The organism is Paracoccus aminovorans (assembly GCF_900005615.1).
GTDB lineage: Bacteria > Pseudomonadota > Alphaproteobacteria > Rhodobacterales > Rhodobacteraceae > Paracoccus > Paracoccus aminovorans.
This window is the reverse complement of sequence record NZ_LN832559.1, coordinates 1620352-1645383: the sequence shown is the minus strand read 5'-3', so window position 1 is coordinate 1645383 and position 25032 is coordinate 1620352. Positions and strand designations below refer to the sequence as shown.

Sequence of the window (25032 nt, the reverse complement as noted above, 5' to 3'; positions counted from 1 at the left end):
GGGCGGTCTCGCTGCGGGGAATGCTATGCCCCGCCGTCCTTGTCGAGCAGTTTCTTAACAGTTTCGCGAAGCTCGGCCACCTGCGCATAAAGCCGCGGCAGGCGGCGAATGTTCTTCTGCGCCTCGACATGGGTCTCCATCTTGACCGCCGGGCTGCCCAGCAGCACCCGGCCGGCGGGCGCGTTGGTGAAGATCTTGGTGGCACCGCCGGCAATCACGTCGTCGCCGACGAAGATGTTGTCCGAAACGCCGACCTGCCCGCCCAGCACCACCCGGTTGCCGATCCGGGCCGAACCGGCGACCCCGACCAGCCCGCAGAGCAGGCTGTCCTCGCCCACGACGCAATTGTGGCCGATCTGCACGAGGTTGTCGATCTTGGTGCCCCGGCCGATGCGGGTGGCGCGAATGGTGCCGCGGTCGATGGTCGAATTGGCGCCGACCTCGACATCGTCGCCGATCTCGACGCCGCCCAGCGAATGGATGCGGGTCCAGTGCTGCTGGCGGATCTCGGCGCGCTCGCCCAGAGTATGGCGGATTTCCTCGACGCCGGATTTCTCGGGCGTGACGAAGGAGAAGCCGTCGCCGCCGATCGAGACGCCGGGATTCAGGATCACCCGGTCGCCGATGGTCACGCCATGGGCGATGCGCACGCCGGGATGAAACAGCGCGTCCCGGCCGATCACCGTGTCGCGCCCGATCGAGACATGGGCGGCAATGCGCGCCCCCGCCCCGATCCGCACCCGCGCGCCGATCACCACGAAGGGACCGATGGCGGCGCCTTCGGCGATCTCGGCGCTGGGATCGACGACGGCGGTCGGATGGATGCCCGGAGCGATCTCGGGGCCGGGATCGAAGCTGCGCGTCAGCCCCGCCATGGCCAGGCGCGGCCGTGCGACCAGAATGGCGGCCTTCAGCCCCAGTGCCTCGGGGTCCGCGCCGTCCGCCAGCAGCGCCATGCCGCCCGGCGCCAGTTTCTCGGCATAGGCGGGCGTGGTCGCCAGCGCGATCTGCCCCGGACCCGCCTGCCCCGCCTCGGCCGCGCCGGTAACGGCAAGACTGCCGTCGCCCCACAGACGGGCATCCAGGGCCCGGGCCAGTTCGGCAATGGTCAAGGTCATGTCGCTTCCCCCATCGTTCGGGAAGGTATCTATTCACCCGGAGCGACAGAATCCAGCCCGGCCTTGACCAGCGCCGCATGGACCAGCGCATCGCGGCCATAGATGTCGGGGAAACGCCGGATCTGCCCGGTCTCGTCGGGGAAGGCGGTGAAATAGACCAGATGCACCGGCACCGGCGGGCGCAGGTTCAGATAGGTCTCGCGCCCCGAGGCCAGCGCCTTGGAAAACACCGCATCGGGGTTCGCGACCTGCGGCCGCAGCAGTTCATGCGCCAAGTCGATGGGCCGGCCGATGCGGATGCAGCCATGCGAATAGGCGCGGCTCGACTGGTTGAACAGGTGCTTGGTCGGGGTGTCGTGCAGATAGATGTTCCAGGGGTTCGGGAACATGAACTTGACCTGCCCCAGGGCATTGTCGTCGCTGGGTTTCTGCCGCATCCGGTAAGGGAAGGTCTTGGCCGAATACTTGCGGAAGTCGATGCGGTCGCGCGCGATCACGTTGCCGGCGCCGTCGACCACGTCCAGATGGCTGACCGCGTTGCGATTGGCCTGCAGCCGCGGCAGGTATTCCTTGACGGTGATCGAGCGCGGCACGTTCCAGCGCGGGTTCACCACCATGTATTTCATGGTCTCGCTGAACTCGGGGGTCTCGAATTCCTGGTTGGCCTTGCCGATGACGACGCGGGTCTCGAAGATTTCGCGGCCGCCGTCATAGATGCGGGCGTTGAACTCGGGCAGGTTGACCCAGACATGGCGGGCGTTCAGGTCGTGGCCGTTCATCCAGCGCATGCGCTCCAGCGCCACCAGGATGGCGTCGGCCTCGGGGCCGGTGCCGCGGTTAAGCCGCGCCACGGTGCGCGGGCCGGCGACGCCGTCGGCCGGCAGGCCCACCGCCTGCTGGAAACCCGCGACCGCTTCCGCCAGGGGTGCATCGAAAAGCAGCGGGCTGCCGGTCGGCGCCGCCGCAAAGCCGATGGTCGCCAGCCGCAGGCGCAACGCGGCCACGGCGGGATCGCTGGCGCCCTCGCGCCACAGCCCCTCGGTCACCAGCGGCATGTCCGCCGGAACCACGAACCGCGCCTGCCGGGCGAGCGCGTCGCGCAGCGCCTGATAGCGCGGATCGCGCGAAGGCAGGTCCGCCAGCACCGCCGCCGGATCGGCCGCGGCCGCGAAACGGCGCAGCAGATCGCCGGTGCGCGGGCGCTGCACCTCGCGCCGGATGCCGGATTCGACCTTGCGCGGATCCAGGACGCCGCCGGTGATGTCGTGGCTCCAATCGGCGAAGACGCGGGCGAATTGCAGTTCCTCGTCGATGGAATCGGCACCGGTGCCGTCCATCCCCCGCAGCGCCGCCTGCCGATAGCGTGCCGCCGGCAGCCCGTACGAGCCCGCCTGCCCCACCGCCTCGATCAGCGCCGCGCGCCGGGCCTCGCCCTCGGCGCCCAGAAAGATCGGCCGCAACCCGTTGGTGCCATAGAAATCCGCCAGCGCCGGATGCGCGGCCACCTTTCGCGCCAGTTGCATCTCGGGTTCGGAAAAGGACAGCCGCGGCGCCGGCAGGGCCGCGACCGGCACCGCCTCCAGCGCCTGAGCGGCCGCAGGCCAAGGCATGGCGGCCAAGAGGCCGGAAACAACCAAGGCGCGAATCAGTCTTGCGGCATACACTCTTTTATCTTCCTTGACCGGTGGCGGAAATCTTCGCATCCGTGGCATTTGGGGTCCAGCAGGGCACCGTTTTTTCTTGCATCACTGATGCGGCCCGATCACGCCCTCGCAAAAATCGTTTGCCGGGTTCCGAATCGGCTTCTGCATCGGCGGAAACTCGCCGAGAATGGCGGAACTTCGCCGTGCGCGGAATCAAATGCTTCCCTCCGCTCGCGCGGCGGTGACATATTCTTAAGCAGTTCCGGCTAAACCGGGACGGGTCGCCCCATCATGGGCGGCGACACAACGAAGCAGGACAGGCGATCTGACATGACGTTTGAGACCATTTCGCGTCGGGGCATCTTTGGTGTCTTCGCCGCGACGACAGTGGCAGCCGCGCCGGTTATGGCCAATGCCTTCGGACTGATGCGGGGTGCGGGCGACATCCGTCGCATCCGCATGTATTCAGGGCGCACGGGTGAAAGCATCGACACCGTCTATTGGGTCGATGGCAAGTATATCCGCGACGCGCTGAATGAAATCAACGTGTTCATGCGCGACTGGCGCACGGGCCAGGTGATCGGGATCGACCCGCGCACCATCGACATCGCCGCAGCCTCGCACCGGCTGCTGCAGACCAACGAACCCTACATGATGCTGTCGGGCTATCGCTCGCCCAAGACCAACGCCATGCTGCGTTCGCGGTCCTCGGGCGTGGCCCGGAACTCGCTGCACATGGTGGGCAAGGCGGCCGACCTGCGCCTGAAATCGCGCTCGGTCGGACAGATGTACAGCGCGGCGTCCGCTTGCCAGGCTGGCGGTGTCGGCAAATATTCGCGGTCGAATTTCGTCCACATGGACTGCGGCCCCGTCCGCCATTGGGGCGCCTGACTCGCGACAGATCACGATCTCATGATCACGCAAAGACCCGCCCCTTGGGGCGGGTTTTCGTTTGCGCTCAGCGCAGCCGCGGCGGCGCCTTGGGATCGCGCAGGACTGGCGCGGGCGGGGCCGGCGGCGGCGGAGGCTCCAGCACCAGCGCCCCAGCGGGCAGGTTCGGCGCATCGAAGCCGATGTCGACGCCGCCCGGAAGCGCGGGCAGGAAGGCCAGCAGCTCGGCCAGGGCCTTGGCGATGGCGGGCTGATGCGCCGGATCGACTCCGTCGAGCAGCAGCGCGTGACCGCGGCGGCCGTCGGCCCATTCGGCTAGGACCAGCGCCGATCGCCCGACCAACCCGGACATGTCGCCCAACCGCTGCGCCAGCGGCGCGGCCAGCAGCGCGACCGCGCCGTGTTCCGGCGCATGCAGGCACCGTGCCGCCTCGGACACCATGCCGGGCCGGGCCTCAAGTGCGCGGACCAGCCAGGCCAGCACCTCCGGATCCAGCATCAGTTGCGACGCATGGCCGGGATTGACCAGCAGCCCCTGCCCTTCCTTTGCCAGCGCCGCGGCCAGGACCCGGCCCGGCAGGGCGAGATGGGCGACGGGTCCGCCAACGAAGCCCGCCAGCCGGTCCTCGCGGTCGCAGGCCAGCGCGAAACGGCCCTCGGGCAGGTCGAAAAGGCGCAGGTCCGCCTTGTCGGCAACCGGTTCGGCCAGCAAGGCGACGAAAAGCTCGGTATCGGCCAGGCGGGACAGGATGCGCGCGCGCGCCGGCGCCTCCGCCTCGTGGAACGGCACCTGGCAAAGCTCATCCAAGGGCGTCATCGGTCTCTCCCAGCAAAGCGGACACGGCGCCGCGCAGGTCCGGCAGAAGCTCGGCCTCGAACCAGGGATTGCGCCGCAGCCAAGCGGTATTGCGCCAGGACGGATGAGGCAAGGGAAAGATCCGCGGCGCATGATCGCGCCAGCCCGCCACCGTGGCGGTGACGCCGCCTTTCGCTGCCGCGCCCAGGTGCCAGCGCTGCGCATGGCCGCCGACCAGCAGCGTCAGCCGCGGCCGCAGCAGCGCCATCACCCGTTCGCGCCAGGTCACGGCGCACAGCGGCGGCGGCGGCAGGTCCGAGCCCTTGGCGTCATAGCCCGGAAAGCAGAAGGCCATCGGCACGATGGCGATGCGGCTGCGGTCGTAGAAGACCTCTTCGGACAGTCCCATCCAATCGCGCAGCCGGTCGCCCGAGCGGTCGGCAAACGGCCGGCCGGCCTCGTGCACGCGCATGCCCGGCGCCTGGCCGACGATCAGGATGCGCGCCCCGGGTCGGAACCAGACCACCGGGCGCGGCGCGTGCCGAGTCGCGGTGGCCGCGAAACGCGGGGCGCACAGCCGGCAGGCGGCGATGTCGCGGACCAGTTGGGACGAGGAAGCCATGCCGCGCAGATATGCGCGCAATGCGCGATAAAAAAGGGGTTGGCTTTCACGATGTATCAAGCATTCATCGGCCATGGTGGACAGGGCGGGCCGCTGCGCATAAGGTCCGGCCAAATCCGCCGGGCACCGGCTCGGACGGGGGTGTCTCAATATGCCATCCGCAAGGCTGCGGATCAGGACGGGCTGATGATCGAATTCGACGATGTCTCCAAGTCGTTCTGGACCGGGACGCAGCGCAAGGTGATCCTCGACCGCGCCTCGTTCCGAATCGAACTGGGGCAGTCCATGGGCATCCTGGCCCCGAACGGCACCGGCAAGACCACGATCATCAACATGATGTGCGGGCTGGAGAAACCCGACGAGGGCACGATCCGCAGCGATTGCCGGATCTCGTTTCCGCTGGGCTTCATGGGCGGCATCACCGCGACGATGAGCGCGAATGAAAACGCCCGCTTCATCGCCCGCATCTACGGCCTCGACCCCGACTATGTCGAGGCGTTCTGCCGCTGGCTGACCGACATCGACGAATATTTCGACATGCCCGTCGGCACCTACAGCGCCGGCATGCGCTCGCGCTTCACCTTCTCGCTGATGCTGGCGCTGGAATTCGACGTCTACCTGATCGACGAGGGCATGCCGACGACGACCGACGCGGAATTCAACCGCAAGGCCGGTTCGGTGCTCTACGACCGGCTGAAATCGGCGACGGTGGTGGTGGTGTCGCACCAGGCGCAGACCATCGAGAAATTCTGCAGTTCGGCCGCCGTGCTGCGCGACGGCAAGCTTTATCAGTTTGAAACCCTCGAAGAGGCAAAGCAATATTATGACTACACCGCCTAAGGCCCGCGCCTATCGCATCCGCCGCGAGGAATCGGTCCTGGCGGTCAGCCGCTCGAACGCGGTCGAGACGGCGCGCAAGGTCCAGATCTCGGTCCAGAAGCGCGAGGCGGGCGCGCCGCCCGGCCTGGCGCCGCCGGACCAGCTTTTCGCCGCGGCCTCCGGCGACGACGGTTTCGGCGACATGCGCTTTCCCGGCGCGGCGGCCGCAAAGCCCGCGCCGCAAGAGCAGGCCTCGATGCAGGAACGCATCGCCGCCGTCCGGGCCGAGAACCTGACCGACCGCCAACTGCGCATGGCCCGGCGCATCGCCGCCATGCACGAGATCGACGCGGAATCGGACCATGAGGCCGTGGTTCTGCTGCGCGACCGCGGCATCGACCCGTTCCATCGCGCCGCCGTCGGCAAGATCCTGTCGGACGAGGGTGCGCGGGCCCAGGCTCAGGCCGCGCCCGCCAGCACCATGCCGGTGCCGACCCGCAAGGACACGCCCGCCCGCCACGGCCGCGGCACCGAGATCGTGCCGCTGCCCCCGGGCCAGACCAAGCTGCCCTCGCGCGAGGCATTGACCGAGGACCGCCGCGCGGCCGAGATCATCCGCATCCAGCAGGACATCGCGCGGCGCCGGCGCCGGAGGCTGCTGATGCTTGCGGCGCGGCTCGTCGCCTTCGTCGGCCTGCCGACGCTGATCGCTGGCTGGTATTACACCTTCGTGGCGACGCCGCTTTATGCCACCGTCTCGCAGTTCCAGATCCAGCAGGCCGAGAAATCCAGTTCGGGCAGCCTGGGCGGCCTGTTCAGCGGCACCCAGCTGGCGACGAACACCGACTCGGTCTCGGTGCAAAGCTACCTGACTTCGCGCGATGCCATGCTGCGTCTGAACAAGGACCTGGGCTTCAAGCAGGCCTTCCAGAGTCCGGCCATCGACGCCCTCTTGCGCCTGCCGCCCGAGGCCACGAACGAACAGGCCTACAAGCTTTACCAGAATTCGGTGAAGATCGGCTATGATCCGACCGAGGGCGTGGTCAACATGGAGGTGATCGCCCCCGATCCCAAACTGAGCCAGGATTTCTCGCTGGCACTGATCAAATATGCCGAGGGCCAGGTCGACCAGATGACCGCCCGCCTGCGCGAGGACCAGATGAAGGGCGCGGTCGAAAGCTATCAGGACGCCGAGACCAAGGTGCTCGAGGCGCAGCGCCGCGTGCAGGAGCTGCAGCAGAAGCTGGGCGTGCTGGATCCGGTGGCCGAGGGCTCGGTCATCATGGGCCGCATCGCCGAGCTTGAGCGGCAGCTGGCCGAGAAGAAGCTGGAACTGGGCCAGCTGCAGTCCAATGCCAGCCCGAACCAGAGCCGCGTCGCCGGTGTCCGCGGCGACATCAGCCGCCTGCAGGAAATGCTGGCCGATACCCGCGGCCAGTTGACCGAAGGCAACAATGCCCGCGGCTCGCTCGCCACCATCTCGGGCGAGATCCGCATCGCGGAATCCGATCTCGCCACCCGCCAGGAACTGCTTGCCACCGCTGCCGCGCAAATGGAAAACGCCCGGATCGAGGCGAACAAGCAGGTCCGCTATCTGTCCCTCTCGGTCGCGCCGGTGCCGCCGGACGAGGCGACGTATCCCAAGGCTTTCCAGAACACGATCGTGGCTTTCCTGATCTTCTCGGGCATCTATCTGATGCTCTCGCTGACGGCCTCGATCCTGCGCGAACAGGTGTCCTCATGAACCATGTCCAGATCGGCAACGTTACCTTCGGCAACGACCTGCCGCTGGTGCTGATCGCCGGCCCCTGCCAGCTGGAAACGCTGGACCATGCGATGATGATCGCCGAAACCATGGCCGAGGCCTGCAATCGGGCCGGCGCAGGCTATGTGTTCAAGGCCAGTTACGACAAGGCCAACCGCACCTCCCTGAAGGGACGCCGCGGCATCGGCATCGACGAAGGGCTGCGCATGCTCGACGAGGTCCGCCAGCGCATCGGCTGCCCGGTCCTGACCGATGTCCACGACATCGAACAGGCGCGGGCCGCCGGCGCGGTGGCGGACGTGATCCAGATCCCCGCCTTCCTGTCGCGACAGACCGATCTGCTGCTGGCGGCAGGCGAGACCGGCGCGGCCATCAATATCAAGAAGGGCCAGTTCCTGGCCCCTTGGGACATGCCCAACGTCGCCGACAAGGTCGCCTCGACCGGCAACCGGCGCATCATGCTGACCGAGCGCGGGGTCAGCTTCGGCTACAACACCTTGGTCGCCGACATGCGCAGCCTGCCGATCATGGCACGCACCGGCTGGCCGGTGATCATGGACGCGACCCATTCCGTGCAGCAGCCGGGCGGCCAGGGCGGCTCGTCCGGGGGGCAGCGCGAATTCGCACCGGTGATGGCGCGGGCCGCGGTCTCGCTGGGTGTGGCCGGGGTCTTCATCGAGACGCACCAGGATCCCGACAACGCGCCCTCGGACGGACCGAACATGATTCCGCTTGAGCGGATGCCGGCGCTGATCGCTTCGCTGATGCGCTTCGACGCGCTGGCGAAATCCGATCCGGTGATGGGCTGATCAACGGACAGCGATCGCCTGGGCTGCGGCATGGGCCGAGGCCCAGGCCCACTGGAAGTTGTAGCCGCCCAACCAGCCGGTCACGTCCACCACCTCGCCAATGAAATAAAGGCCGGGGACCGCCTTCGCCTGCATGCTGCGCGATTCCAGTCCGCGGGTATCGACCCCGCCGACCGTCACCTCTGCCGTGCGCCAGCCCTCCGTCCCGACAGGACGCAGAACCCAGCCCTGGACCCGCCGCGCCAGCCGATCCAGGGCCGCATTGCTCTGATCGGCCAGCCGCGCGCCGGCAAGATTCAGGTCGGTGCAGATCGCCTCGGCCAGTCGTCCCGGCAGCCAGCGTGCCAGCGCCGAAGCCACGCTGATGCGCCCGCCCTGCCCGCGCAAGTCCCGCAAACCGGCGGCCAGATCGGAGTCGGGTGCCAGGTCGATGCCGATCTCCTCTCCAGGCCGCCAGAAACTGGATATCTGCAGGATGGCCGGCCCCGACAATCCGCGGTGGGTAAAAAGCAGCCCGTCGCGGAATTGGGCTCTCTGTCGCCGGGCGCCATGTCCGACCTCGGCGGCAACCGACAGGCCCGCCAGCGGCCGGCACAGGTCCAGATCCTGCTGGGCAAAGGTCAACGGCACCAGTCCGGGCCGCGGTTCGACCAGATCCAGGCCGAAACGGGCAGCGATCTCGTATCCGATGCCGGTCGCGCCCATCTTGGGGATCGACTTGCCGCCCGTCGCCACCACCACCTGCCGCGCCGACAGGTCGCCGCGTGAGGTCCGTAGGCAGAACCCCTCGCCCACCGACTCCACCGAATCGACCCGGGTCTCAAGCCGCAGTTCGGTTCCGCGCATCCGATGCAGCAGCATATCGATGACCTGCCGAGCGCTGCCGTCGCAGAAGAGCTGCCCCAGCGTCTTCTCATGCCAAGCGATGCCCGCCCGGTCCACTAACGCGACGAAATCCCCGGGCCCGAACCCAGCGAGGGCCGAGGCACAGAATCGTGGATTACCCGACAGGAAGCGGTCCGGTGCGGCGGAGAGATTGGTAAAATTACACCGCCCGCCGCCCGAAATGCGGATCTTCTCGCCGGGAGCCTTGGCGTGGTCAAGGATAGCGATACGCTGCGATTTTCCATGCGGCAACGCGCTGAGGATCGAGCCTGCGCAGAAGAGACCGGCCGCACCGGCGCCAAGAATGGCCGTGTCGAATTGTTCCATGGCGGGCGCTTACCTGCCCGCGAATCCGTCCACAAGAAAATTCGGAATTGCCCCTTGCACCATCCTGTCGCCTTGGATAGATACCCCTCCACAGAGTTGGGGCGTGGCCAAGTGGTAAGGCAACGGTTTTTGGTACCGTGTACCGTAGGTTCGAATCCTACCGCCCCAGCCAAGATTTCCTGAACGTTGATAGAGCGTTAGGCTGCAGCCAGTGATCGGAGGTTATTCCAGCGCGATCATCAGCTTGGCATGCCGCAAGGTCGCTGACATCGGCCTTGGCCTGTGAGGGGTAAAGCCTCAAGTGCCCCAAGAGATGCCCCAGGAGTTGTCCTTCTTCGGTTCGGTAGAGCGAACCTCAGCCGAATAGCCTGCCACAGAGGCTGCTGATCGCCGTACGCGTACCGTTGACCAAACGCACGATGATGACGGACGCCCCGAGAGACATGCAAAACACCATTACCAATGGTTACGGGGTCAATGATCTCACCCGCAAGAAGCGCGCCTATGCCGCCGGCTGTGCCGCCTCCCACAACCCCTCCAAACAAGGCACCGAGGCTGTTAACGGCAATAGCTGGGATCCCGTTACCGGTGCCCATTGCGACGACCCCCACACCGCCAACGAGCCAACCCGCGAATCCGCCAGAGCCGCTCCACTTGCTGCGTCGCCTATTATCCACCCTCCGGACCCTTGTTTCACCAAGGCGGCATCCGCCATGAGGGAAAAGATCAGAAAGGTCAGCACGAGAACCAGATGACGGCGGGTGAAGAGCAGGCCCGTCATGAATAGGTGTTTGAACATAGATCTACCTTATGAGGCCGACAAAAGCCTGGGCCTCAGGTTGCAGGAGGAGGCTGATCTGGGGGAGTAACGCTGTTAATCATGCTTCGATTCAATCGCCGAAGCAGCAAGGCAACGATTGCAAATACGATCGCGCCAAACAGATCTCCGTCTAGTGCAGCCTTGGCGGTGAAGAGGGCAAGGAGTACAATCAAGGCAAGCAGGAGGTAGTACAGGAACAGCACAAAGACGGGAGCACCATCCAGCTTGGCCCTGAATATCGCGTCATCTACGGCTTCCTCATCATCTACGGCTTCCTCATTGGCAGGCAGGTCATTGATATCGGGGCATTCCTCCTCTGCTTCGTTGGTGTTTTCCTTGCTCTGGGGTCCCCGCACCCCCCAAGCCCGCATTTCTGCTTGCTTTTCTTCGAGTTCTCGTTCGCGCCTTCGCGCAGCGATCTTCTGTTGCAGATTCATAGCTCTGGTCTCTCTCAAGTGTCGCTATCGCCAAGTCCGCTCAACGCACCCAGTAAACCAACACCGGCAACCGCCGCTGCCGTCCCGACTGCAGCCCTACGACCTTGGCGTTTAGAGTGTCAATCGGCATTCAAACGGGCCCCCTGATCGGCGTCCAAAAGTGACCCCTTTGGCGCGCGGGTGAGCAGGCCCGTGGCGGCGTAGCTTTCCAGCTGGCGCAGCCGACGCGGGCCTGCGTTTTGGAGGGTGTTCAGGCTCGGGTTTTGATGCGCCAGCTGTCGTTGCCGGTCTCGACGATGTCGCAGTGGTGGGTGAGCCGGTCGAGCAGCGCGGTGGTCATCTTTGCGTCTCCGAAGACGGTCGGCCACTCCCCGAATGCGAGGTTGGTGGTGACGATGACGGAAGTCTGCTCATAGAGCTTGCTGATCAGATGGAACAGCAGCTGGCCGCCGGACTGCGCGAATGGCAGGTATCCGAGTTCATCGAGGATGACGAAGTCGAGCCGCATCAGATGTTCTGCAAGCCGGCCTGCCCGTCCGGCACGGGCCTCGGCCTCCAGCCTGTTCACCAGATCGACGACATTGAAGAACCTGCCCCGGGCACCATTGCGGATGACCGCGCGCGCTATGGCCACAGAGATATGGGTCTTGCCGGTCCCGGTGCCGCCAACCAGCACGACATTGCGCTGTTGGCTGAGGAACTCCCCGCTGGCCAGATCTCGCACCAGGGTCTCGTTGATTGGGGTGTCATCGAAGGTGAACTCCTCGATCTCCCGGGCATAGGGCAGCTTGGCGGTGGTGATCTGGTATTTGACCGACCGCGCTTTCTTCTCGTTGATCTCGGCGGCCAGAAGATCTCCAACGATCTGGCGGGGTTCGTGCTGGCGGCGCACAGCCACCGCCATGAGTTCGTCATAAGCGGCGCGCATCCCGTAGAGCTTCAACTCGCCCATTGCAGCCATGATGTCAGCACGATCCATCAGCAGGCCCTCCGCAGCAGATCATAACGGGCGCAGTCCGCCACAGGCTCATGGGTCAACTGCAAGGCCGGAGAGGTCAGCAGAAGCGGTGGTGGTTCCGGATCTCGCCTGCGGGATAGAATATTGAGGATTACATCGGCAGAATGGACGCCTTGCGAGAGAGCTTCGGCACATGCCTTTTGAACCACAGGCATCCCTTCCGTCAGCACAGCGCCGAGGACCTTCACCATCTGGCGGTCGCCATCTGAGGAGCCCTGCAGCTTGCGGCGGATCTGTTCAAGAGCTCCGGGAAGAACCCAGTCCTTGAACGGTGCGCCGTTACGCAGCGCCCCGGGTTTGCGAAGCAGAACAGGCACATAATGCCAGGGATTGTAAACCGTTCGGTCCCGGCCGAAGTGACGCGGGTGGTCTCCGACCAGTCGGCCCTCCTGCCGGATCTCGATCCGCTCAGCATAGGCCCTGATCTCGACCTGCCGCCCGACAGCCGTTGCCGCGACGGAGTATTTGTTGTTGTCGAAGCGCACGAGACAGGTCTTTGACACCGCCGCAGGCAGTGAATGGAATCCGTCGAAGCGCCCGGCATAGGGGACAAGGTGCGGGCGCTCTTCCTGGAAGACCTGCCAGACGGTTTTGTCCGTCAGCTCCGGATGCTTGCTGGTTCTGGCCGAGGCGATGCACTTGTCCAGCAGCCAGGCATTCAGTTCCTCGTAGCTCTTGACCCTGACGCGGGGCGCGAAAAACCGCTGACGGACAGTGCCGACCTGGCTCTCCACCTGGCCTTTCTCCCAACCCGCAGCAGGGGTGCAGGCAACGGGTTCGACCAGATAATGGCTGGCCATCTGCAGGAACCGACGATTGTAGAGGCGTTCCTTGCCGGTGAAGATGGTCTCCACCGCCGTCTTCATGTTGTCGTAGATCCCGCGGGTGCAGGTGCCCTTGAAGAAGGCGAAAGCCCTGTCGTGGGCATCGAACACCATCTCCTGCGTCTCGCGCGGATAGGCCCGCACAAAGAACATCCGGCTGTGGCACAGGCGAACATGGGCCACTTTGATGGTGGTGGTCGCCCCATCGATCACCACAACCTCGTGGCTCCAGTCGAACTGATAGGCTTCACCGGGCGCAAAGCTCAGGGGCACGAAGGCGGCAGAAGCGCCTGAACTCTGAGTGCGTGCCCAGTTCGAGGCGTAGCGGCGCACCGCGTCATACCCACCTTCATAACCGAGACCGCTCAGTTCTTCGTAGATCTGTATCAGAGACTGACGTTCCCGGCTGGACCGCGCGGCGTTGACCTCCAGCAGCCGGTTGAGTTCCCCCAGCCAGGCACCCAGCTTCGGGCGCGGCTGCACCGTCCGGGTATAGGTGAACTCGGTAATCCCGGTGCGGATCACCTTCCGCACCACCTTCTTCGACAGCTTCAGGTCACGGCAGATCGTCTTGATCCCCTTGCCCTCGGTGAAATGTAGCCGCCTGATTTTTGCGATTGTCTCCACGATCAGCATCCCGTGCTCGGCCTCCGATAATCATCGAAGGCACAATGGACCCAACCCCCGGTCGGTGGGGTCCATTTTGGACGCCGATCACCCCAGAAGCGGGGTCCTTATTGCAAGCCGTTCAACATCTCAGACCGTTCCAGTCCTCGGGGCGGCCAGGTTCATAACTCTTGGCGGCCGTCGCCCAGTAGACGGGTGGCTGCATGGGATGTGCGCCGGTGGTCGTGAACAGCCAGTGGAACCATACCCCCAGCGGCACTCCAGTCATTTCGAACAGCACGACGAAGCCAGGTGCTGCCGCCTTTTCGGACCCTATCGCTCGGACCAGCATCTCATTCGAGAGCGTGGCGTCCGTCATCGCTATCTCAGTCGCCCCAAGCACTAGTGCGGCCTCGAATGCCCGACGCGCATTCCACTGGAACTGTTGCAATCGGACAGCTTCGCTTGCGCGGGGGACGAAAGCCTCGAGATCCGCGCGCACCAGATTCTCAAGAAAGGCTCGCGCCGCTCCACGTTCGCGGCGGAGCAGGTCAGGCTGAGAGAGGGCAACGCTGGCAGTTAGAACATATCGAGCGAGGGCGTGTAACGCCATCGCTCCCAGATACGACTGCAGGAACTTGTGATCGTCGTCGGCGTGGTCGTCCATCCAGCGGCGCATGCGATCAAAACCATTGTGTCCGGTCACCCGGCAGTAATCGAGCAAACGCGTGAAAAGCCTGACCTTGTCAGGATGGGTGGCAAAAGCCTCGAAGAGCAGCCCGAAATGACGCTTTACGAGTGCAGCCCAGCTTTCTTGCTCAGTTTTTCGAGTTCAGCGATGCGGTCAAGAAATGGCTTGACCATAGCGGGATCCAGATCTGCGGGTGCCTTGCCACGGGTGAGCGCCTTGAGCCGGCGATGTTCGAGCAGAAGCTCCTCGTTTGGACGAAACAAGGCGGGCGTGAGGTTGGCTATCCGCGCGGCGGCGAAGGCCATGCGCGTATCGCCGCGAATTTCGTTGTCCGGGATATTGGCGAGCAATAGCCATTCGAGTTGCTCAAGCCGCTGACTACGGCCAGCGTCGGTCAGTAAGTCAAAATCGGTCGCTGCCAACATCGAAACCTGCGCTAAGGTCCGCGTCATAAGCTGGGTGGGCTTGCGACCATCAACAGACGCGGCAGCGATCGCGACGGATCGAAGCTCCGATAGTTTCTTAGGCTCGACTGTCTCGTCGGGGTGAAGCAGCCATTTTAATTCCGCCGGACTGTATTTCTCGCGCTCGATCTCTACACCGATGCCGTGTCGTGCGAGCAGATGGGCGTATTCGGTCATCCACTCTAGGAGCCGGTCGAAATCGTATGCGAGGAACTCATGGTCGTCGACGAAGCGAAAATGAGCAATGTTGCGGTGTTGCAGCAGCAGCTTCTCGACCTCACGATCGATTGGGAGCATGGCGACGTTCGCGAGGAAGCCACCGACGAACAAGCCTGTCGGGATGCCATCGAACGATCCGACGGGCGCAATAGGATCGACTTTGGCCTTGAGAGCTTGGTCGAGGCCTCCGTCGTCGACCTCAAACCGAAGCATTGCAGCGAGAAGTGCTGAGAGGCGGAGTTCGTCAGAAAACCCTTCTACCAGAGTATCGAAGCCTCGCTGGATCGCCGAAACCTGCACCGACGGGTAGAATTTACTCAGGTCCAGCGATGCAGCATAGAGCGTATTGTCACCTGACGCTGGACGATTCCAGAACGTTGGGTGGAAGTAGGCAAGTTCGTCGCCCTGCTCGAGGGCCAAGCGTTCGCCGGTATCAAGATCGTCTTCCTCAATGCTTTTACCGACCATCTTGCGAGCGGTGATTGAGATGTGGCGCCGGAAGAGCGGCCAGCTATGTTTGAAATGTCGGTAAAGATAACCTGCTGAGTGTCGATAGGGCCCAATATTTAGCTTGGAGTTTTGCCCTTCAGCGGTTTCCTCCTCATACCATGCAGCACGATACAGTCGATTTCCGTAGCTCCACGCCGGCATCTTCTGATCCAATTCCGGCCCCAGAACATTGACGAGAGCGATCCAAGCGACTTGATCGCGAACGGCGATATCAAAGTATTGTCTTAGCCGTGGCTTTCCCTCCTTGTCCGGCTTTTTCGGTTGGGGAACCAACCTGATTGGCCTGTTTCTCCAGTTCCCTGTCTCGAAGTCGTGTCGAATAGCGGTCAGTTCGGCTTCGAGATTCAGTTCGAAGGCCGCAATCTCAGCCTGATCAAAAAGTCCGTCTGCCATACGATAGCAGCGTCGCGCCTTGCGCCATGCCCAGAGCAAGTTTTCTGGCATGAGGAGAAGATTGAACCAGGTCATGCTATGCCTCGCCGCGATCGGAGATAATCGTTCAGATCATTGACCTCTGGTGGCAACTGCTTGGTAACTACCGTAATACCGCGCGCAGCAAGCCGGTCGCTAAGCCTCTTGGCCAGACTACGGGCACTGTTGCACAAATCCTGTCATGGATTCATCTGATAAAACCCGTACGGTAGCTGGTCTGCATGAGCCGACCCGCATCCCCGACATACAGAACCCGGAACTGGCCAGCCTACAATGAAGCGCTCAAGCGCCGGGGTTCGCTGACGATCTGGTTCGACCCCGAGATGAGCTGGGATGCCGCGCCGACAGGCAGGCGTGGCCGCCAGCAGACCTACAGCGATGCCGCCATTCAGACGTGTCTTTCGATGAAGGTGCTCTTCGGCATGGCGCTCAGGCAGACGACTGGTTTCGTCGAGAGCCTGCTGCAGTTGGTTGGTCTCGACTGGACGGTGCCTGACTTCAGCACCCTGTCCCGTCGCCAGAAGACCCTGGCTGTGAACATACCGTATCGCGGGTCCAAGGGGCCGCTGCACCTGCTGATCGACAGCACTGGCATCAAGGTCGAGGGCGAAGGCGAGTGGCACGCCCGCAAGCATGGCGGCCCGAAACGGCGCGTCTGGCGCAAGATCCATCTGGGGATTGATGAGGAAACGCTGGAGGTTCGGGCGGTGGAGATCACAGGGAGCCACATCGGCGATGCGCCGGTGTTACCCGACCTGCTCAAACAGATCCCGGCGCACGAGCAGATCGGCCGCGTCACAGCAGACGGCGCCTACGACACCCGCAAATGCCACGATGCCATCGCTGACCGCGGCGCCGACGCTGTCATTCCGCCCCGCAAGAACGCCAAACCCTGGAAGACAGTCGCCGCCGGCGCGGGCGCACGAAACGAGGCTCTGCGGGCATCGAAATACCTCGGTCGTGCCCTCTGGCGACGATGGAGTGGATACCACCCCCGAAGCCGCGTCGAGACGAAGATGCACTGTGTGAAACTGCTGGGTCAGCGCCTCATGGCACGGGACTTTGACCGACAGGTCGCCGAGCTTCAGGTCCGTATCGCTATTCTGAACCGTTACACCGCGCTTGGCACCCCCGTCACAGAGGCCGTGGGATAGATCTGTCCGGGGAAAGGGGAAATCCGGCCATCAACTCTTTGGTGCAACAGAGTCGGGTTGGCCTACCGTTTTCGGGTGGCGGGAAATGTGGTGGGAATGAAAATCGGCAAAATTTCTAGACTCCTGATTTTACTAGTAAAATTTGGTGATCTGGTGGGGCGGGAGGGGATCGAACCCCCGACCAACACGGTGTAAACGTGTCGCTCTACCGCTGAGCTACCGCCCCCGATAGGGAACACGGCTTGCAAGTTTGGGAGCAAGCCATGTTTTTCCCTTTATTTCCGAAGGGTGCCGGCCAAAGCGCCCGATGTGAACGAGACGCTCCACCAGCTGGGCCAACCATCCCCGCCCGGCTGATAGCCCGAGCCGCCCGCGCTTGGCAAGCCGCCTTACCGGCGCAGCCGCGCGATCAGCGACGAGGTGTCCCAGCGTCCGCCGCCCATGCTCTGCACCTCCTTGTAGAACTGGTCCACCAGCGCGGTCACCGGCAGCGTGGCGCCGGTCTCGTCCGCGGTGGCCAGGCAGATGCCCAGGTCCTTGCGCATCCAGTCAACCGCGAAGCCGAAGTCGAAGCGGTTCTCGGCCATGGTCTGGTAACGGTTCGCCATCTGCCAGCTGCCGGCCGCGCCCTGGCTGATCACCTCAACCACCGATGCGATCGAAAGCCCCGCCTTTTCGGCGAAATGCAGCGATTCCGACAGGCCCTGCACCAGCCCGGCGATGGCGATCTGGTTGCACATCTTGGTCAGTTGCCCCGCGCCGGACGGCCCCATCAGCTTGCAGATCTTGGCATAGGCGGCGATCATCGGCGCAGCGCGGTCGTAATCGGCCTGCGCACCGCCGCACATCACCGAAAGCTGGCCGCTCTCGGCCCCCGCCTGCCCGCCCGAGACCGGCGCGTCGACGAAGCCGATCTCCGCGCCCGCCGCCACCCCGGCCAGTTCGCGCGTGACCGCAGCGGAAACCGTGGTGTGATCGACGAAGACCGCGCCTGCCGCCATGCCGGCAAAGGCCCCGGCCTCGCCCAGGCAAACCTGCCGCAGGTCATCGTCATTGCCGACGCAGGCCATGACGAATTCGGCGCCCTGGGCGGCATCGCGCGCGGTGGCGGCGGTGCGGCCGGCATGGCGCGCGGCCCAGGCACTGGCCTTGGCGTGGCTGCGATTCCAAACCGTTACCTCGTGGCCCGCGGCCGCCAGATGACCCGCCATGGGAAAGCCCATCACCCCAAGTCCCAGAAATGCCACGCGCGCCATCACATTCTCTCCCTATACGCGAAAGGCGCGTTGATCCGGCCCGCGCCCTGCCCTATTCACCCCGATGAATTCCACCACCCGGCGCGAGGGTCAACCTCTGCGCCCAAGTTCGGGGCCGCGCCGCGCCATGGTAACGATTTTCCGCTGGCTTGTGCGCCTGACGGTCGGGCTGATCGGGCTGGCGCTGGCCCTGGTCCTGCTGGCCTGGTATTTTGCCATCCGCTCGCTGCCCGACTACGACGACCGATACGAGGTCGCCGGCATCTCGGCCCCGGTCGAGATCGTGCGCACCACCGAGGACGTGCCGCATATCTTCGGCAAGACCGACCGCGACGTGTTTTTCGCCCTGGGCCTCGCCCATGCCCAGGACCGGCTGTTCCAGATGACCGTGCTGCGCCGCGCCGCCCAGGGCCGGCTGGCAGAGATATATGGTCCCGGCGCGATCCGGGCCGACGACCTGGCGCGACGGCTGGGGCTTTACCGCAACGCCCGCGCCTCGCTCGAGGCGCAGGACCCGCAGGCACGCGCGGCGCTGCAAGCCTATGCCGAGGGCGTGAACGCCTGGATCGGGCAGGTGAACCTGGGCGCGCGGGGACGCGGCGCGCCCGAGTTCTTTCTCTACCCCGAGGACATCGCCTATTGGGAGCCGGCGGACTCGCTGGCGGTGCTGAAGCTGCTGGCGGCCTCATCGACCGTGCAGATGCGGCGCGAGGTGCTGCGGGCGCGGCTGTCGCTGGCCGACCCCGCGCGCGGCCAGGACCTGGTCGCGCGACCGGGCGAGCCGTCGATGCCGGGCTATGCCGCGCTGTTTCCCGGCGCCCGCTTCGCCGCGCCCGAACGCGGCGCCGGGCCGCAGGACTGGACGGCGACGCTGGCGGGCTATCTTGCGCCCTCGGCCGGGGCCACGGCCAACGGCTTCGCCGCGGCCAAGGCGCGCACCGCGGCGGGCGGCGCGCTGCTGGCCAACGACCCGCAATTCGCGCTGACCGCGCCGGGCCTCTGGTATCTGGCCCGGATCGAGCTGGCCTCGGGCGGGGTGATCGGCGGCACCATCCCGGGCATGCCCCTGGTTCTGTCGGGGCGCAACACCCGGCTGGCCTGGGGCGTCACGCCGGCGCAGATCGACGACCAGGACCTTTACGTTGAGGAAGTCCAGCCCGGCGACCCGAACCGCTATCGCGGCGCCGAGGGCTGGACCGCCTTCGCCACCCGGCGCGAGACCCTGCGCATCCGCGGCGCCGAGCCGCAGACCATCACCCTGCGCGAGACCGAGAACGGCCCGATCATCCCCGGCGCGCAGCTGGACCTTGCCACCGTGCTGCCCGCCGGCCATGTCGCGGCGCTGTCCTGGACCGGAGGCTTCGGCAACGACCGCAGCATGTCCGCGCTGCTGGCCCTGATGCAGGCGCCCGACCGAGGGGCGGCGGCGCAGGCCCTGGGCGACCTGATCGCGCCCGCCATGATCGTCACCCTGGCCGATGGCGCGGGCGTGGGCCAGTTGCTGGCCGGCGCCGTGCCGCGCCGATCGCCGAGCCACCAGACCGCCGGGCGGATGCCGGCGCCGGGCTGGATCGCGGCGAACCGCTGGCAGGGGCTGGACGCCGCGCCGGCCGCGGCGACCGACCTGGACCCGGAAAGCGGCATCACCGCCGCCACCGGCGCCGCGCTGCCCGGCGTGCCGGGACTGGGCCACGACGGGGACAGCGGCTATCGCCAGGCCCGGCTGCGCCACCTGATCGACTCGCGCGAGGTCCATTCCCGCGACAGCTTCATCGCCGCGCAGAACGACATCGTCAGCCCGGTGGCCCGCGCCCTGTTGCCGCTCGTCGGCGCAGACCTGTGGTTCACCGATGAGCCCGCCGCGCAGGGCACGCCCGAGAGGCTGCGCCAGGACGCGCTGGCGCTGCTGGCGAATTGGGACGGCGCGATGAGCGAACACCTGCCCGAGCCGCTGATCTATGCCGCCTGGATGCGAGCGCTGCAGGACCGGCTGGTGCGCGACGACCTCGGGCCGCTGGCCGACGACCTGACCGAGCTCTATCCCGGCTTCATCGACCGGGTGTTCCGCGACACCGGCGGGGCCTCGGCCTGGTGCGACATCCGCCAGTCCGCCCCGGTCGAGACCTGCACCCAGATCGCCCGGCAGGCGCTGGACGCGGCGCTGCTGGACCTGACGGCGCGCTTCGGCCCCGACCTGGCAAGCTGGCGCTGGGGCGACCTGCATCGCGCCCGCCATGTCCATCCGGCACTGGGGGACATGCGCGGCCTCTCCTATATCGTGAACCTGATCCAGCCGACCTCGGGCGGCGACGCGACCATCGCGCGGGCGGGGATGCTGGGCCATGGCCGCAATCCCTGGCTGAACGTCACCGGCGCGGCCTATCGCGGCGTCTACGACCTGGCCGACCCGGACAGTTCGGTCTTCATCATCTCGACCGGGCAGTCCGGCCATCCGCTGTCGCGCCATTACGACGACATGGCCGAGCTGTGGCGGCGCGGGGAATATGTCGGCATGTCGCTGGATCCGGACCTGGCGCGGGCTGCGGCGGCCGGCGTCACCCGGCTGGAACCGGCTGCGAACTAACCTCTTGCATCCAATGCGATCAAAGGCTTCCTTCGCCGTGAACCAGCCGCAGGAGACAGATTCGTGGCCCGCAAGATCATCATCGACACCGACCCGGGCCAGGACGACGCCGTCGCCATCCTGCTGGCGCTGGCCAGCCCCGAGCTCGAGGTGCTGGGCCTGACCGTGGTCGCCGGCAACGTGCCGCTGCCCCACACCGAGCGCAATGCCCGGATGCTGTGCGAACTGGCCGGCCGGCCCGACCTGCCGGTTTATGCCGGCGCCGACGCGCCCCTGTCGCGCAAGCTGGTCACGGCCGAGCATGTGCATGGCAAGACCGGGCTCGACGGCGTCACCCTGCCGCCGCCGACCATGTCGATCGCCCCCGGCCATGCCGTCGATTTCCTGATCGAGACCCTGCGCCGCGAACCCGCCGGCTCGGTCACGCTGGTGCCGATCGGACCGCTGACCAATATCGCCTTGGCCTTCCAGCGCGCCCCCGACATCATCACGCGCGTGCAGGAGATCGTGCTGATGGGCGGCGCCTATTTCGAGGTGGGCAACGTCACCCCCACCGCCGAGTTCAACATCTATGTCGATCCCGAGGCCGCGAAGCTGGTCTTCGCCGCCGGTGCGCCGATCACGGTGATGCCGCTCGACGTGACCCACAAGGCGCTGACCAGCCGCGCCTGGGTCGAAGAGATGCGCGCCATGGGCCGCGTGGGCCAGGCCATCGCGAGTTGGACCGATTTCTTCGAGCGCTACGACCGCGAGAAATACGGCAGTCACGGCGCGCCCCTGCACGACCCCTGCACCATCGCCTGGCTGCTGGAGCCCCGGCTCTTCACCGGCCGCTACATCAATGTCGAGATCGAGACCCAGGGCGAATACACCCTGGGCATGACCGTCGCCGACTGGTGGCGGGTCAGCGGTCGCCCGGCGAACGCCACCTTCATCCGCGAGGTGGATGCAGAAGGCTTCTTCGCGCTGCTGACCCGGCGCATCGGCACCCTGGACCGGCAGGTCGGCTGACCGGCGTCGGTCGGCCGGCTGCGGCGCGACGTCCTCGGTATCGCCCTGCTCCCGGCTGATATCCTGCGCGACAGCATGGGCGGGATCCCGGGCCAAGGCCGCATCCGCGAGGGGGGATGCCGAGGAACGCCTCGTGCCGCCGATCCGGCGCATCCGGCCACTGCACCGGCGGCTGGCCTGACCCGTGTCAGTCGGCCGGCTGCGGTGCGGCTTTCCCGGCGTCCCTCGGGTTCGGGGCGGCATCGGCGGCACCCGGCTCCGCATCCGGTGCATCCGGGGCAGGCGCCTCTTCCTCCAGCGGGCCGGCGCCGATCTCCTCGTCCATGCGCGCGATCAGCGCATCGGTCACGTCGATGGACTGCGAGGCCACGAAGATCGCGCGCTGATCCAGCACCACCACCGCGCCGCGTTCCCGCATCATCGCCGCCAGCAGCGGAAGGGCGGCGCGGAAAAAGGCCTGCTGTTCGGCGGCGTCGCGGTTGTGCAGCTCTTTCGCGGCGGCGTCGAAGGAACGGCGCACCTCGACCACGCGCTTGTCGAACTCATCGGCGCGCTTGCGGAACTCCTCGGCCGAGAGCGTCTGGCGCAGCAGGGTCAGTGAGCGCTCCTCGGCGGCGAATTCGCTGGTCAGCCGGTCGTTCTCGGCCTCCATCTCGCGCTGGCGCTGTTCCAGTTCGGCCTGCACCCGCTGGCCCCATTGCGAGCGCGCGTAAAGCGCCGCCTGGTCCAGCGTCATCACCGGCAGCACGCCCTCGCCCTGCGGCGTCGGCGTATCGACCACGATGGGCGCCGAGCCTTGCCGGCCGCCAGCCCCCTCCAGCGGCGAGGGCCCGACAGGCTGGGCCGGCGCGGCGGCCGGGGCGGCCAGCAGCGCCGCCAGACCCCAGGCTGCGATGCCCCGGCCCGCGCGCATCAGAACTTGGTCGAGATGGTCAGGTCGAAGGCCTGTTCCTCGTCATAGTCCTCTTTCTTGAGAGCCTTGGCGAAGTTGAAGCGCAGCGGGCCGATCGGCGTGGTCCAGAACAGCGAGGCCCCGATCGAGGCGCGGATATGCATGCCGTCGTCGACCGGCGTGTCGAAGGCGCCCATGTTGTTGTCCAGACCCCAGACCGAACCGGCATCGGCAAAGAGGCCGCCCTTGATGCCGTATTCCTCGGGCAGGCCCAGCGGGAACTGCAGCTCGGTGCGCAGGGCCCAGAAATAGTTGCCCCCCAGCGCGTCCTCGTTCGGCGCCGCCAGGTCGCGCGGACCCATGCCGTTCGGCTCGAAGCCGCGGATCTTGCCGTTGCCGGTGAAGCGGTTCATGAAGCGGCTGTTCTGGTCGCTGAGCATATGCACCGCGCCCGCCTCGAACTCGGCCAGCATGGTGACGCTTTCGCGCCAGGCGCGGCTTTCGACGCCGGCGTAGAGCGTGCTGGTGACCGATTTCACGTCGCCGCCGACGCCGGCGAAATCCTGGCTGAAGCGCAGGCGATAGCTGGTCAGCGGGTCCAGCCCGACGATGCGGCTGTCATAGCTGTAGGAGTAACCCAGCGCCGAGGTGAAGAAACCGCCCTGCTCGTTGTAGAGGATCGGCGACGAGCCGACCAGCCGGCCGCTTTCCGCATCGACATGCAGCTGCTCCACGTCATAGAGCGTGTCCTTGCTGAGCTTGTAGCGCATCTCTAGCCGGCCGTTTTCCGAGATCGGGAATTCCATCCCGGTCTGGAAGCCGACGGTGCGGGTGTTGTAGTCCGAGTTCAGCCGGTCGGTGGTGTTGTACCAGGTGCGGAAGCTGGCCTTCAGGTTGCGGCCCAGGAAATAGGGCTCGACGAAGGTGAAGCCCGAGCTTTTCGTGCCCGAGCCGGTGGCGAAGGACAGGTCGACCTGCTGGCCCCGGCCCAGGAAGTTGTTTTCCGACAGCGAGGCGTTGAAGCCGACGCCGGTCGAGACGCCGTAGCTGACGCCGAAGCTCAGGCTGCCGGTCGGCTGCTCTTCGACGTTCACGTCCACGATGACCTGCTCGGGCGAGGTGCCCTGCCGGCTTTCGGCCTGCACGTCCGAGAAATACCCCAGCGCCCGCAGCCGCTCGGCCGAGTTCCGGATCTCGCGTGGGTTGAAGGGGTCGCCCTCGACGGTGGTGAATTGGCGGCGGATCACCTCGTCCAGGGTGGTGGTGTTGCCCTCGATGTCGATGCGCTCGACAAAGACGCGCTGGCCGCGGGTCAGGGCGAATGTCAGGTCCAGGGTCTGGTTGCGCTCGTTGCGGGTGATGCGCGGCTCGATATTGACGAAGTCGAGCCCCTTGCGCAGCGCCAGCGCCTCCATGCGGCGGATGCTGGTGTCGATGATGGTCGGGTTGTAGACCGCGCCGCGCTTGACCCGGTTCTGCGCCGCGAAGTCGGCGGCATCGACGCCGGGGATCTCGCTGACGGTGTTGACGGTGCCGAAAGTATAGCGCGGCCCTTCCTGGATCTGGAAGGTGATGTAGAAGGCATCGCGTTCGCGGGCCAGTTCGGGCGCCACCGCCTGGACCTTGAAATCGGCATAGCCGCGCGAGCGATAGAAATCGGTCAGCAGCTTTTCATCGACCGGCAGGCGGTCGGGCGCGAAAGTGTCGCGCTTGATGAAGGTGCGCAGGATGCCGGCCTGCTTGGTCTGCAAGACGTTGCGCAGCCGCTTGTCGGAAAAGGCGCGGTTGCCGACGAAGCCGATGCGCTCGATTTCCGTGACCTTGCCCTCGGCCACCTCGAAGACCAGATCGACCTGGTTGTTGCCGCGGCGGATGATGCGCGGATCGACGCGGGCCGCCAGCCGCCCTTCCGAGGCATAGACCTGGCTGATCGCGGCGGCATCGGCCTCGGCCTGGCTGGGCGAATAGACGCGGCGGGCCTTGGACTTGACGATCTCGGCCAGGTTTTCGTCCTTGAGCCGCTTGTTGCCTTCGAAGGCGATGGCGTTGATGGTGGGATATTCCGCCACCTTGACCACCAGCGTCCCACCCGAGGGCACCAGTTCCACCGTCTCGAACAGGCCCGAGTTCTGCAGCCGCTGCATGGCGTCGTTCAGCGCGCCGGGCGACACGTCCTGGCCGCGCGGCAGGTCCAGATAGGACAGGATCGTCGCCGGTTCGATCCGCTGGTTGCCCTCGATGCGGACATTGCCGAAGACATAGGCCGAGGCCGCGGTCGCCGCCAAGCCGACGGGCGCGGCCACAGCCAGCGCCGAGATCAGCGCCAGCGCGCCCTTGCCGAGTTTCCCGTCCGTCATCGCCGCCCCTCGCGAATAATGCGTTGCCCGGCGGGTTGGCCCCGCCGGATTTGCCCCGATGGATACCGCGAAGCGGGCGGGA

General features: G+C 65.9%; 21 protein-coding genes and 2 tRNA genes. 9 read left to right on the top strand and 14 right to left on the bottom strand.

The window, feature by feature from the left end; all coding sequences use genetic code 11:
- Positions 1-23: 23 nt before the first annotated feature.
- Together lpxD and JCM7685_RS08220 are read right to left on the bottom strand one after the other, a co-directional pair.
- Positions 24-1118, bottom strand: a complete 1095-nt coding sequence (lpxD, locus tag JCM7685_RS08225) for a UDP-3-O-(3-hydroxymyristoyl)glucosamine N-acyltransferase (protein ID WP_074968869.1) — start codon at positions 1116-1118, stop codon at positions 24-26.
- A 29-nt stretch (positions 1119-1147) separates the two neighbouring features.
- On the bottom strand, positions 1148-2782 hold the full coding sequence (locus JCM7685_RS08220) for a L,D-transpeptidase family protein (RefSeq protein WP_231964602.1): 1635 nt from the start codon (positions 2780-2782) through the stop codon (positions 1148-1150).
- 309 nt (positions 2783-3091) lie between these two features.
- Here JCM7685_RS08220 and JCM7685_RS08215 point away from each other — a divergent pair, with 309 nt between their 5' ends.
- Positions 3092-3652 carry a YcbK family protein gene (locus JCM7685_RS08215; RefSeq protein ID WP_074968871.1) on the top strand — a complete coding sequence of 187 codons (561 nt, stop codon included), beginning with the start codon at positions 3092-3094 and terminating at the stop codon, positions 3650-3652.
- A 67-nt stretch (positions 3653-3719) separates the two neighbouring features.
- Here the strand turns inward: JCM7685_RS08215 and JCM7685_RS08210 are convergent, their stop codons facing one another.
- Both JCM7685_RS08210 and JCM7685_RS08205 read right to left on the bottom strand, forming a co-directional pair.
- On the bottom strand, positions 3720-4469 hold the full coding sequence (locus tag JCM7685_RS08210) for an SseB family protein (RefSeq protein ID WP_074968873.1): 750 nt from the start codon (positions 4467-4469) through the stop codon (positions 3720-3722).
- Entirely contained in the window at positions 4453-5070 is a 618-nt protein-coding gene (locus tag JCM7685_RS08205) for a uracil-DNA glycosylase family protein (RefSeq protein ID WP_074968896.1), read from the bottom strand. The genes JCM7685_RS08210 and JCM7685_RS08205 overlap by 17 nt, the downstream gene beginning before the upstream one ends.
- Positions 5071-5256: 186 nt before the next feature.
- On the opposite strand from JCM7685_RS08205, the gene JCM7685_RS08200 reads away from it, so the two are divergent.
- From JCM7685_RS08200 to kdsA, 3 genes are read left to right on the top strand one after another with little or no spacing between them, the layout of a single operon-like run.
- Positions 5257-5910, top strand: coding sequence for an ABC transporter ATP-binding protein (locus JCM7685_RS08200; protein WP_074968875.1), 654 nt, complete (start codon positions 5257-5259; stop codon positions 5908-5910).
- Complete coding sequence (locus JCM7685_RS08195; RefSeq protein ID WP_074968877.1) at positions 5894-7633, top strand: capsule biosynthesis protein; 1740 nt, start codon at positions 5894-5896, stop codon at positions 7631-7633. Before JCM7685_RS08200 ends, JCM7685_RS08195 begins: the two co-directional genes overlap by 17 nt.
- Positions 7630-8463 (top strand): 3-deoxy-8-phosphooctulonate synthase, encoded by an 834-nt coding sequence (gene kdsA, locus JCM7685_RS08190; protein WP_074968879.1) that lies wholly within the window; start codon positions 7630-7632, stop codon positions 8461-8463. Before JCM7685_RS08195 ends, kdsA begins: the two co-directional genes overlap by 4 nt.
- Here the strand turns inward: kdsA and JCM7685_RS08185 are convergent, their stop codons facing one another.
- Positions 8464-9675: a BaiN/RdsA family NAD(P)/FAD-dependent oxidoreductase gene (locus tag JCM7685_RS08185; RefSeq protein ID WP_074968881.1), complete on the bottom strand. Its 1212-nt coding sequence runs from the start codon at positions 9673-9675 to the stop codon at positions 8464-8466.
- Positions 9676-9772: 97 nt separating this feature from the next.
- Here JCM7685_RS08185 and JCM7685_RS08180 point away from each other — a divergent pair.
- Together JCM7685_RS08180 and JCM7685_RS19570 are read left to right on the top strand one after the other, a co-directional pair.
- A tRNA-Gln gene (locus tag JCM7685_RS08180) sits at positions 9773-9847 on the top strand.
- A 271-nt stretch (positions 9848-10118) separates the two neighbouring features.
- Entirely contained in the window at positions 10119-10430 is a 312-nt protein-coding gene (locus JCM7685_RS19570; protein WP_139218100.1) for a hypothetical protein, read from the top strand.
- 79 nt (positions 10431-10509) lie between these two features.
- Here JCM7685_RS19570 and JCM7685_RS08170 read toward each other — a convergent pair whose 3' ends face one another.
- The 5 genes from JCM7685_RS08170 to JCM7685_RS08145 all read right to left on the bottom strand — a co-directional run bounded on the left by JCM7685_RS08170 (position 10510) and on the right by JCM7685_RS08145 (position 15732).
- Positions 10510-10932, bottom strand: coding sequence for a hypothetical protein (locus JCM7685_RS08170; protein WP_100526057.1), 423 nt, complete (start codon positions 10930-10932; stop codon positions 10510-10512).
- Positions 10933-11182: 250 nt separating this feature from the next.
- Entirely contained in the window at positions 11183-11911 is a 729-nt protein-coding gene (gene istB / locus JCM7685_RS08160) for an IS21-like element helper ATPase IstB (protein ID WP_028030902.1), read from the bottom strand.
- Complete coding sequence (gene istA, locus JCM7685_RS08155; RefSeq protein WP_090271472.1) at positions 11911-13410, bottom strand: IS21 family transposase; 1500 nt, start codon at positions 13408-13410, stop codon at positions 11911-11913. The genes istB and istA overlap by 1 nt, the downstream gene beginning before the upstream one ends.
- A gap of 112 nt (positions 13411-13522) precedes the next feature.
- Positions 13523-14086, bottom strand: a complete 564-nt coding sequence (locus JCM7685_RS08150) for a vWA domain-containing protein (protein WP_139218172.1) — start codon at positions 14084-14086, stop codon at positions 13523-13525.
- A gap of 86 nt (positions 14087-14172) precedes the next feature.
- The gene (locus JCM7685_RS08145; protein WP_139218171.1) at positions 14173-15732 is read right to left on the bottom strand and encodes an RNA-directed DNA polymerase; all 1560 of its coding nucleotides are present in this window, start codon (positions 15730-15732) and stop codon (positions 14173-14175) included.
- A 185-nt stretch (positions 15733-15917) separates the two neighbouring features.
- Between JCM7685_RS08145 and JCM7685_RS08140 the strand changes: the two genes are divergently transcribed.
- Positions 15918-16850 carry an IS5 family transposase gene (locus JCM7685_RS08140; RefSeq protein WP_100526019.1) on the top strand — a complete coding sequence of 311 codons (933 nt, stop codon included), beginning with the start codon at positions 15918-15920 and terminating at the stop codon, positions 16848-16850.
- A gap of 151 nt (positions 16851-17001) precedes the next feature.
- Here JCM7685_RS08140 and JCM7685_RS08135 read toward each other — a convergent pair.
- Together JCM7685_RS08135 and JCM7685_RS08130 are read right to left on the bottom strand one after the other, a co-directional pair.
- A tRNA-Val gene (locus JCM7685_RS08135) sits at positions 17002-17076 on the bottom strand.
- Between the two features lie 163 nt (positions 17077-17239).
- Positions 17240-18106 (bottom strand): NAD(P)-dependent oxidoreductase, encoded by an 867-nt coding sequence (locus JCM7685_RS08130; RefSeq protein ID WP_074966282.1) that lies wholly within the window; start codon positions 18104-18106, stop codon positions 17240-17242.
- Positions 18107-18233: 127 nt separating this feature from the next.
- Here JCM7685_RS08130 and JCM7685_RS08125 point away from each other — a divergent pair, with 127 nt between their 5' ends.
- Positions 18234-20690 (top strand): penicillin acylase family protein, encoded by a 2457-nt coding sequence (locus JCM7685_RS08125; protein ID WP_074966281.1) that lies wholly within the window; start codon positions 18234-18236, stop codon positions 20688-20690.
- Positions 20691-20753: 63 nt separating this feature from the next.
- Positions 20754-21701, top strand: a complete 948-nt coding sequence (locus JCM7685_RS08120) for a nucleoside hydrolase (RefSeq protein WP_074966280.1) — start codon at positions 20754-20756, stop codon at positions 21699-21701.
- Positions 21702-21888: 187 nt separating this feature from the next.
- On the opposite strand, the gene JCM7685_RS08115 is transcribed toward JCM7685_RS08120, so the two are convergent.
- Together JCM7685_RS08115 and bamA are read right to left on the bottom strand one after the other, a co-directional pair.
- A complete protein-coding gene (locus JCM7685_RS08115) occupies positions 21889-22614 on the bottom strand; it encodes an OmpH family outer membrane protein (protein ID WP_074966279.1) in 726 nt (241 codons plus the stop codon).
- Complete coding sequence (bamA, locus tag JCM7685_RS08110) at positions 22614-24950, bottom strand: outer membrane protein assembly factor BamA (RefSeq protein WP_083412560.1); 2337 nt, start codon at positions 24948-24950, stop codon at positions 22614-22616. Before bamA ends, JCM7685_RS08115 begins: the two co-directional genes overlap by 1 nt.
- Between the last annotated feature and the right edge of the window lie 82 nt (positions 24951-25032).

Excerpts from the sequence above, each read along its gene's own strand:
- lpxD (WP_074968869.1), bottom strand. The coding sequence starts at position 1,118 with ATGACCTTGACCATTGCCGAACTGGCCCGGGCCCTGGATGCCCGTCTG.
- JCM7685_RS08215 (WP_074968871.1), top strand. The coding sequence starts at position 3,092 with ATGACGTTTGAGACCATTTCGCGTCGGGGCATCTTTGGTGTCTTCGCC.
- JCM7685_RS08210 (WP_074968873.1), bottom strand. The coding sequence starts at position 4,469 with ATGACGCCCTTGGATGAGCTTTGCCAGGTGCCGTTCCACGAGGCGGAG.
- JCM7685_RS08205 (WP_074968896.1), bottom strand. The coding sequence starts at position 5,070 with ATGGCTTCCTCGTCCCAACTGGTCCGCGACATCGCCGCCTGCCGGCTG.
- JCM7685_RS08200 (WP_074968875.1), top strand. The coding sequence starts at position 5,257 with ATGATCGAATTCGACGATGTCTCCAAGTCGTTCTGGACCGGGACGCAG.
- JCM7685_RS08195 (WP_074968877.1), top strand. The coding sequence starts at position 5,894 with ATGACTACACCGCCTAAGGCCCGCGCCTATCGCATCCGCCGCGAGGAA.
- kdsA (WP_074968879.1), top strand. The coding sequence starts at position 7,630 with ATGAACCATGTCCAGATCGGCAACGTTACCTTCGGCAACGACCTGCCG.
- JCM7685_RS08185 (WP_074968881.1), bottom strand. The coding sequence starts at position 9,675 with ATGGAACAATTCGACACGGCCATTCTTGGCGCCGGTGCGGCCGGTCTC.
- JCM7685_RS19570 (WP_139218100.1), top strand. The coding sequence starts at position 10,119 with ATGCAAAACACCATTACCAATGGTTACGGGGTCAATGATCTCACCCGC.
- JCM7685_RS08170 (WP_100526057.1), bottom strand. The coding sequence starts at position 10,932 with ATGAATCTGCAACAGAAGATCGCTGCGCGAAGGCGCGAACGAGAACTC.
- istB (WP_028030902.1), bottom strand. The coding sequence starts at position 11,911 with ATGGATCGTGCTGACATCATGGCTGCAATGGGCGAGTTGAAGCTCTAC.
- istA (WP_090271472.1), bottom strand. The coding sequence starts at position 13,410 with ATGCTGATCGTGGAGACAATCGCAAAAATCAGGCGGCTACATTTCACC.
- JCM7685_RS08145 (WP_139218171.1), bottom strand. The coding sequence starts at position 15,732 with ATGACCTGGTTCAATCTTCTCCTCATGCCAGAAAACTTGCTCTGGGCA.
- JCM7685_RS08140 (WP_100526019.1), top strand. The coding sequence starts at position 15,918 with ATGAGCCGACCCGCATCCCCGACATACAGAACCCGGAACTGGCCAGCC.
- JCM7685_RS08130 (WP_074966282.1), bottom strand. The coding sequence starts at position 18,106 with ATGGCGCGCGTGGCATTTCTGGGACTTGGGGTGATGGGCTTTCCCATG.
- JCM7685_RS08125 (WP_074966281.1), top strand. The coding sequence starts at position 18,234 with ATGGTAACGATTTTCCGCTGGCTTGTGCGCCTGACGGTCGGGCTGATC.
- JCM7685_RS08115 (WP_074966279.1), bottom strand. The coding sequence starts at position 22,614 with ATGCGCGCGGGCCGGGGCATCGCAGCCTGGGGTCTGGCGGCGCTGCTG.
- bamA (WP_083412560.1), bottom strand. The coding sequence starts at position 24,950 with ATGACGGACGGGAAACTCGGCAAGGGCGCGCTGGCGCTGATCTCGGCG.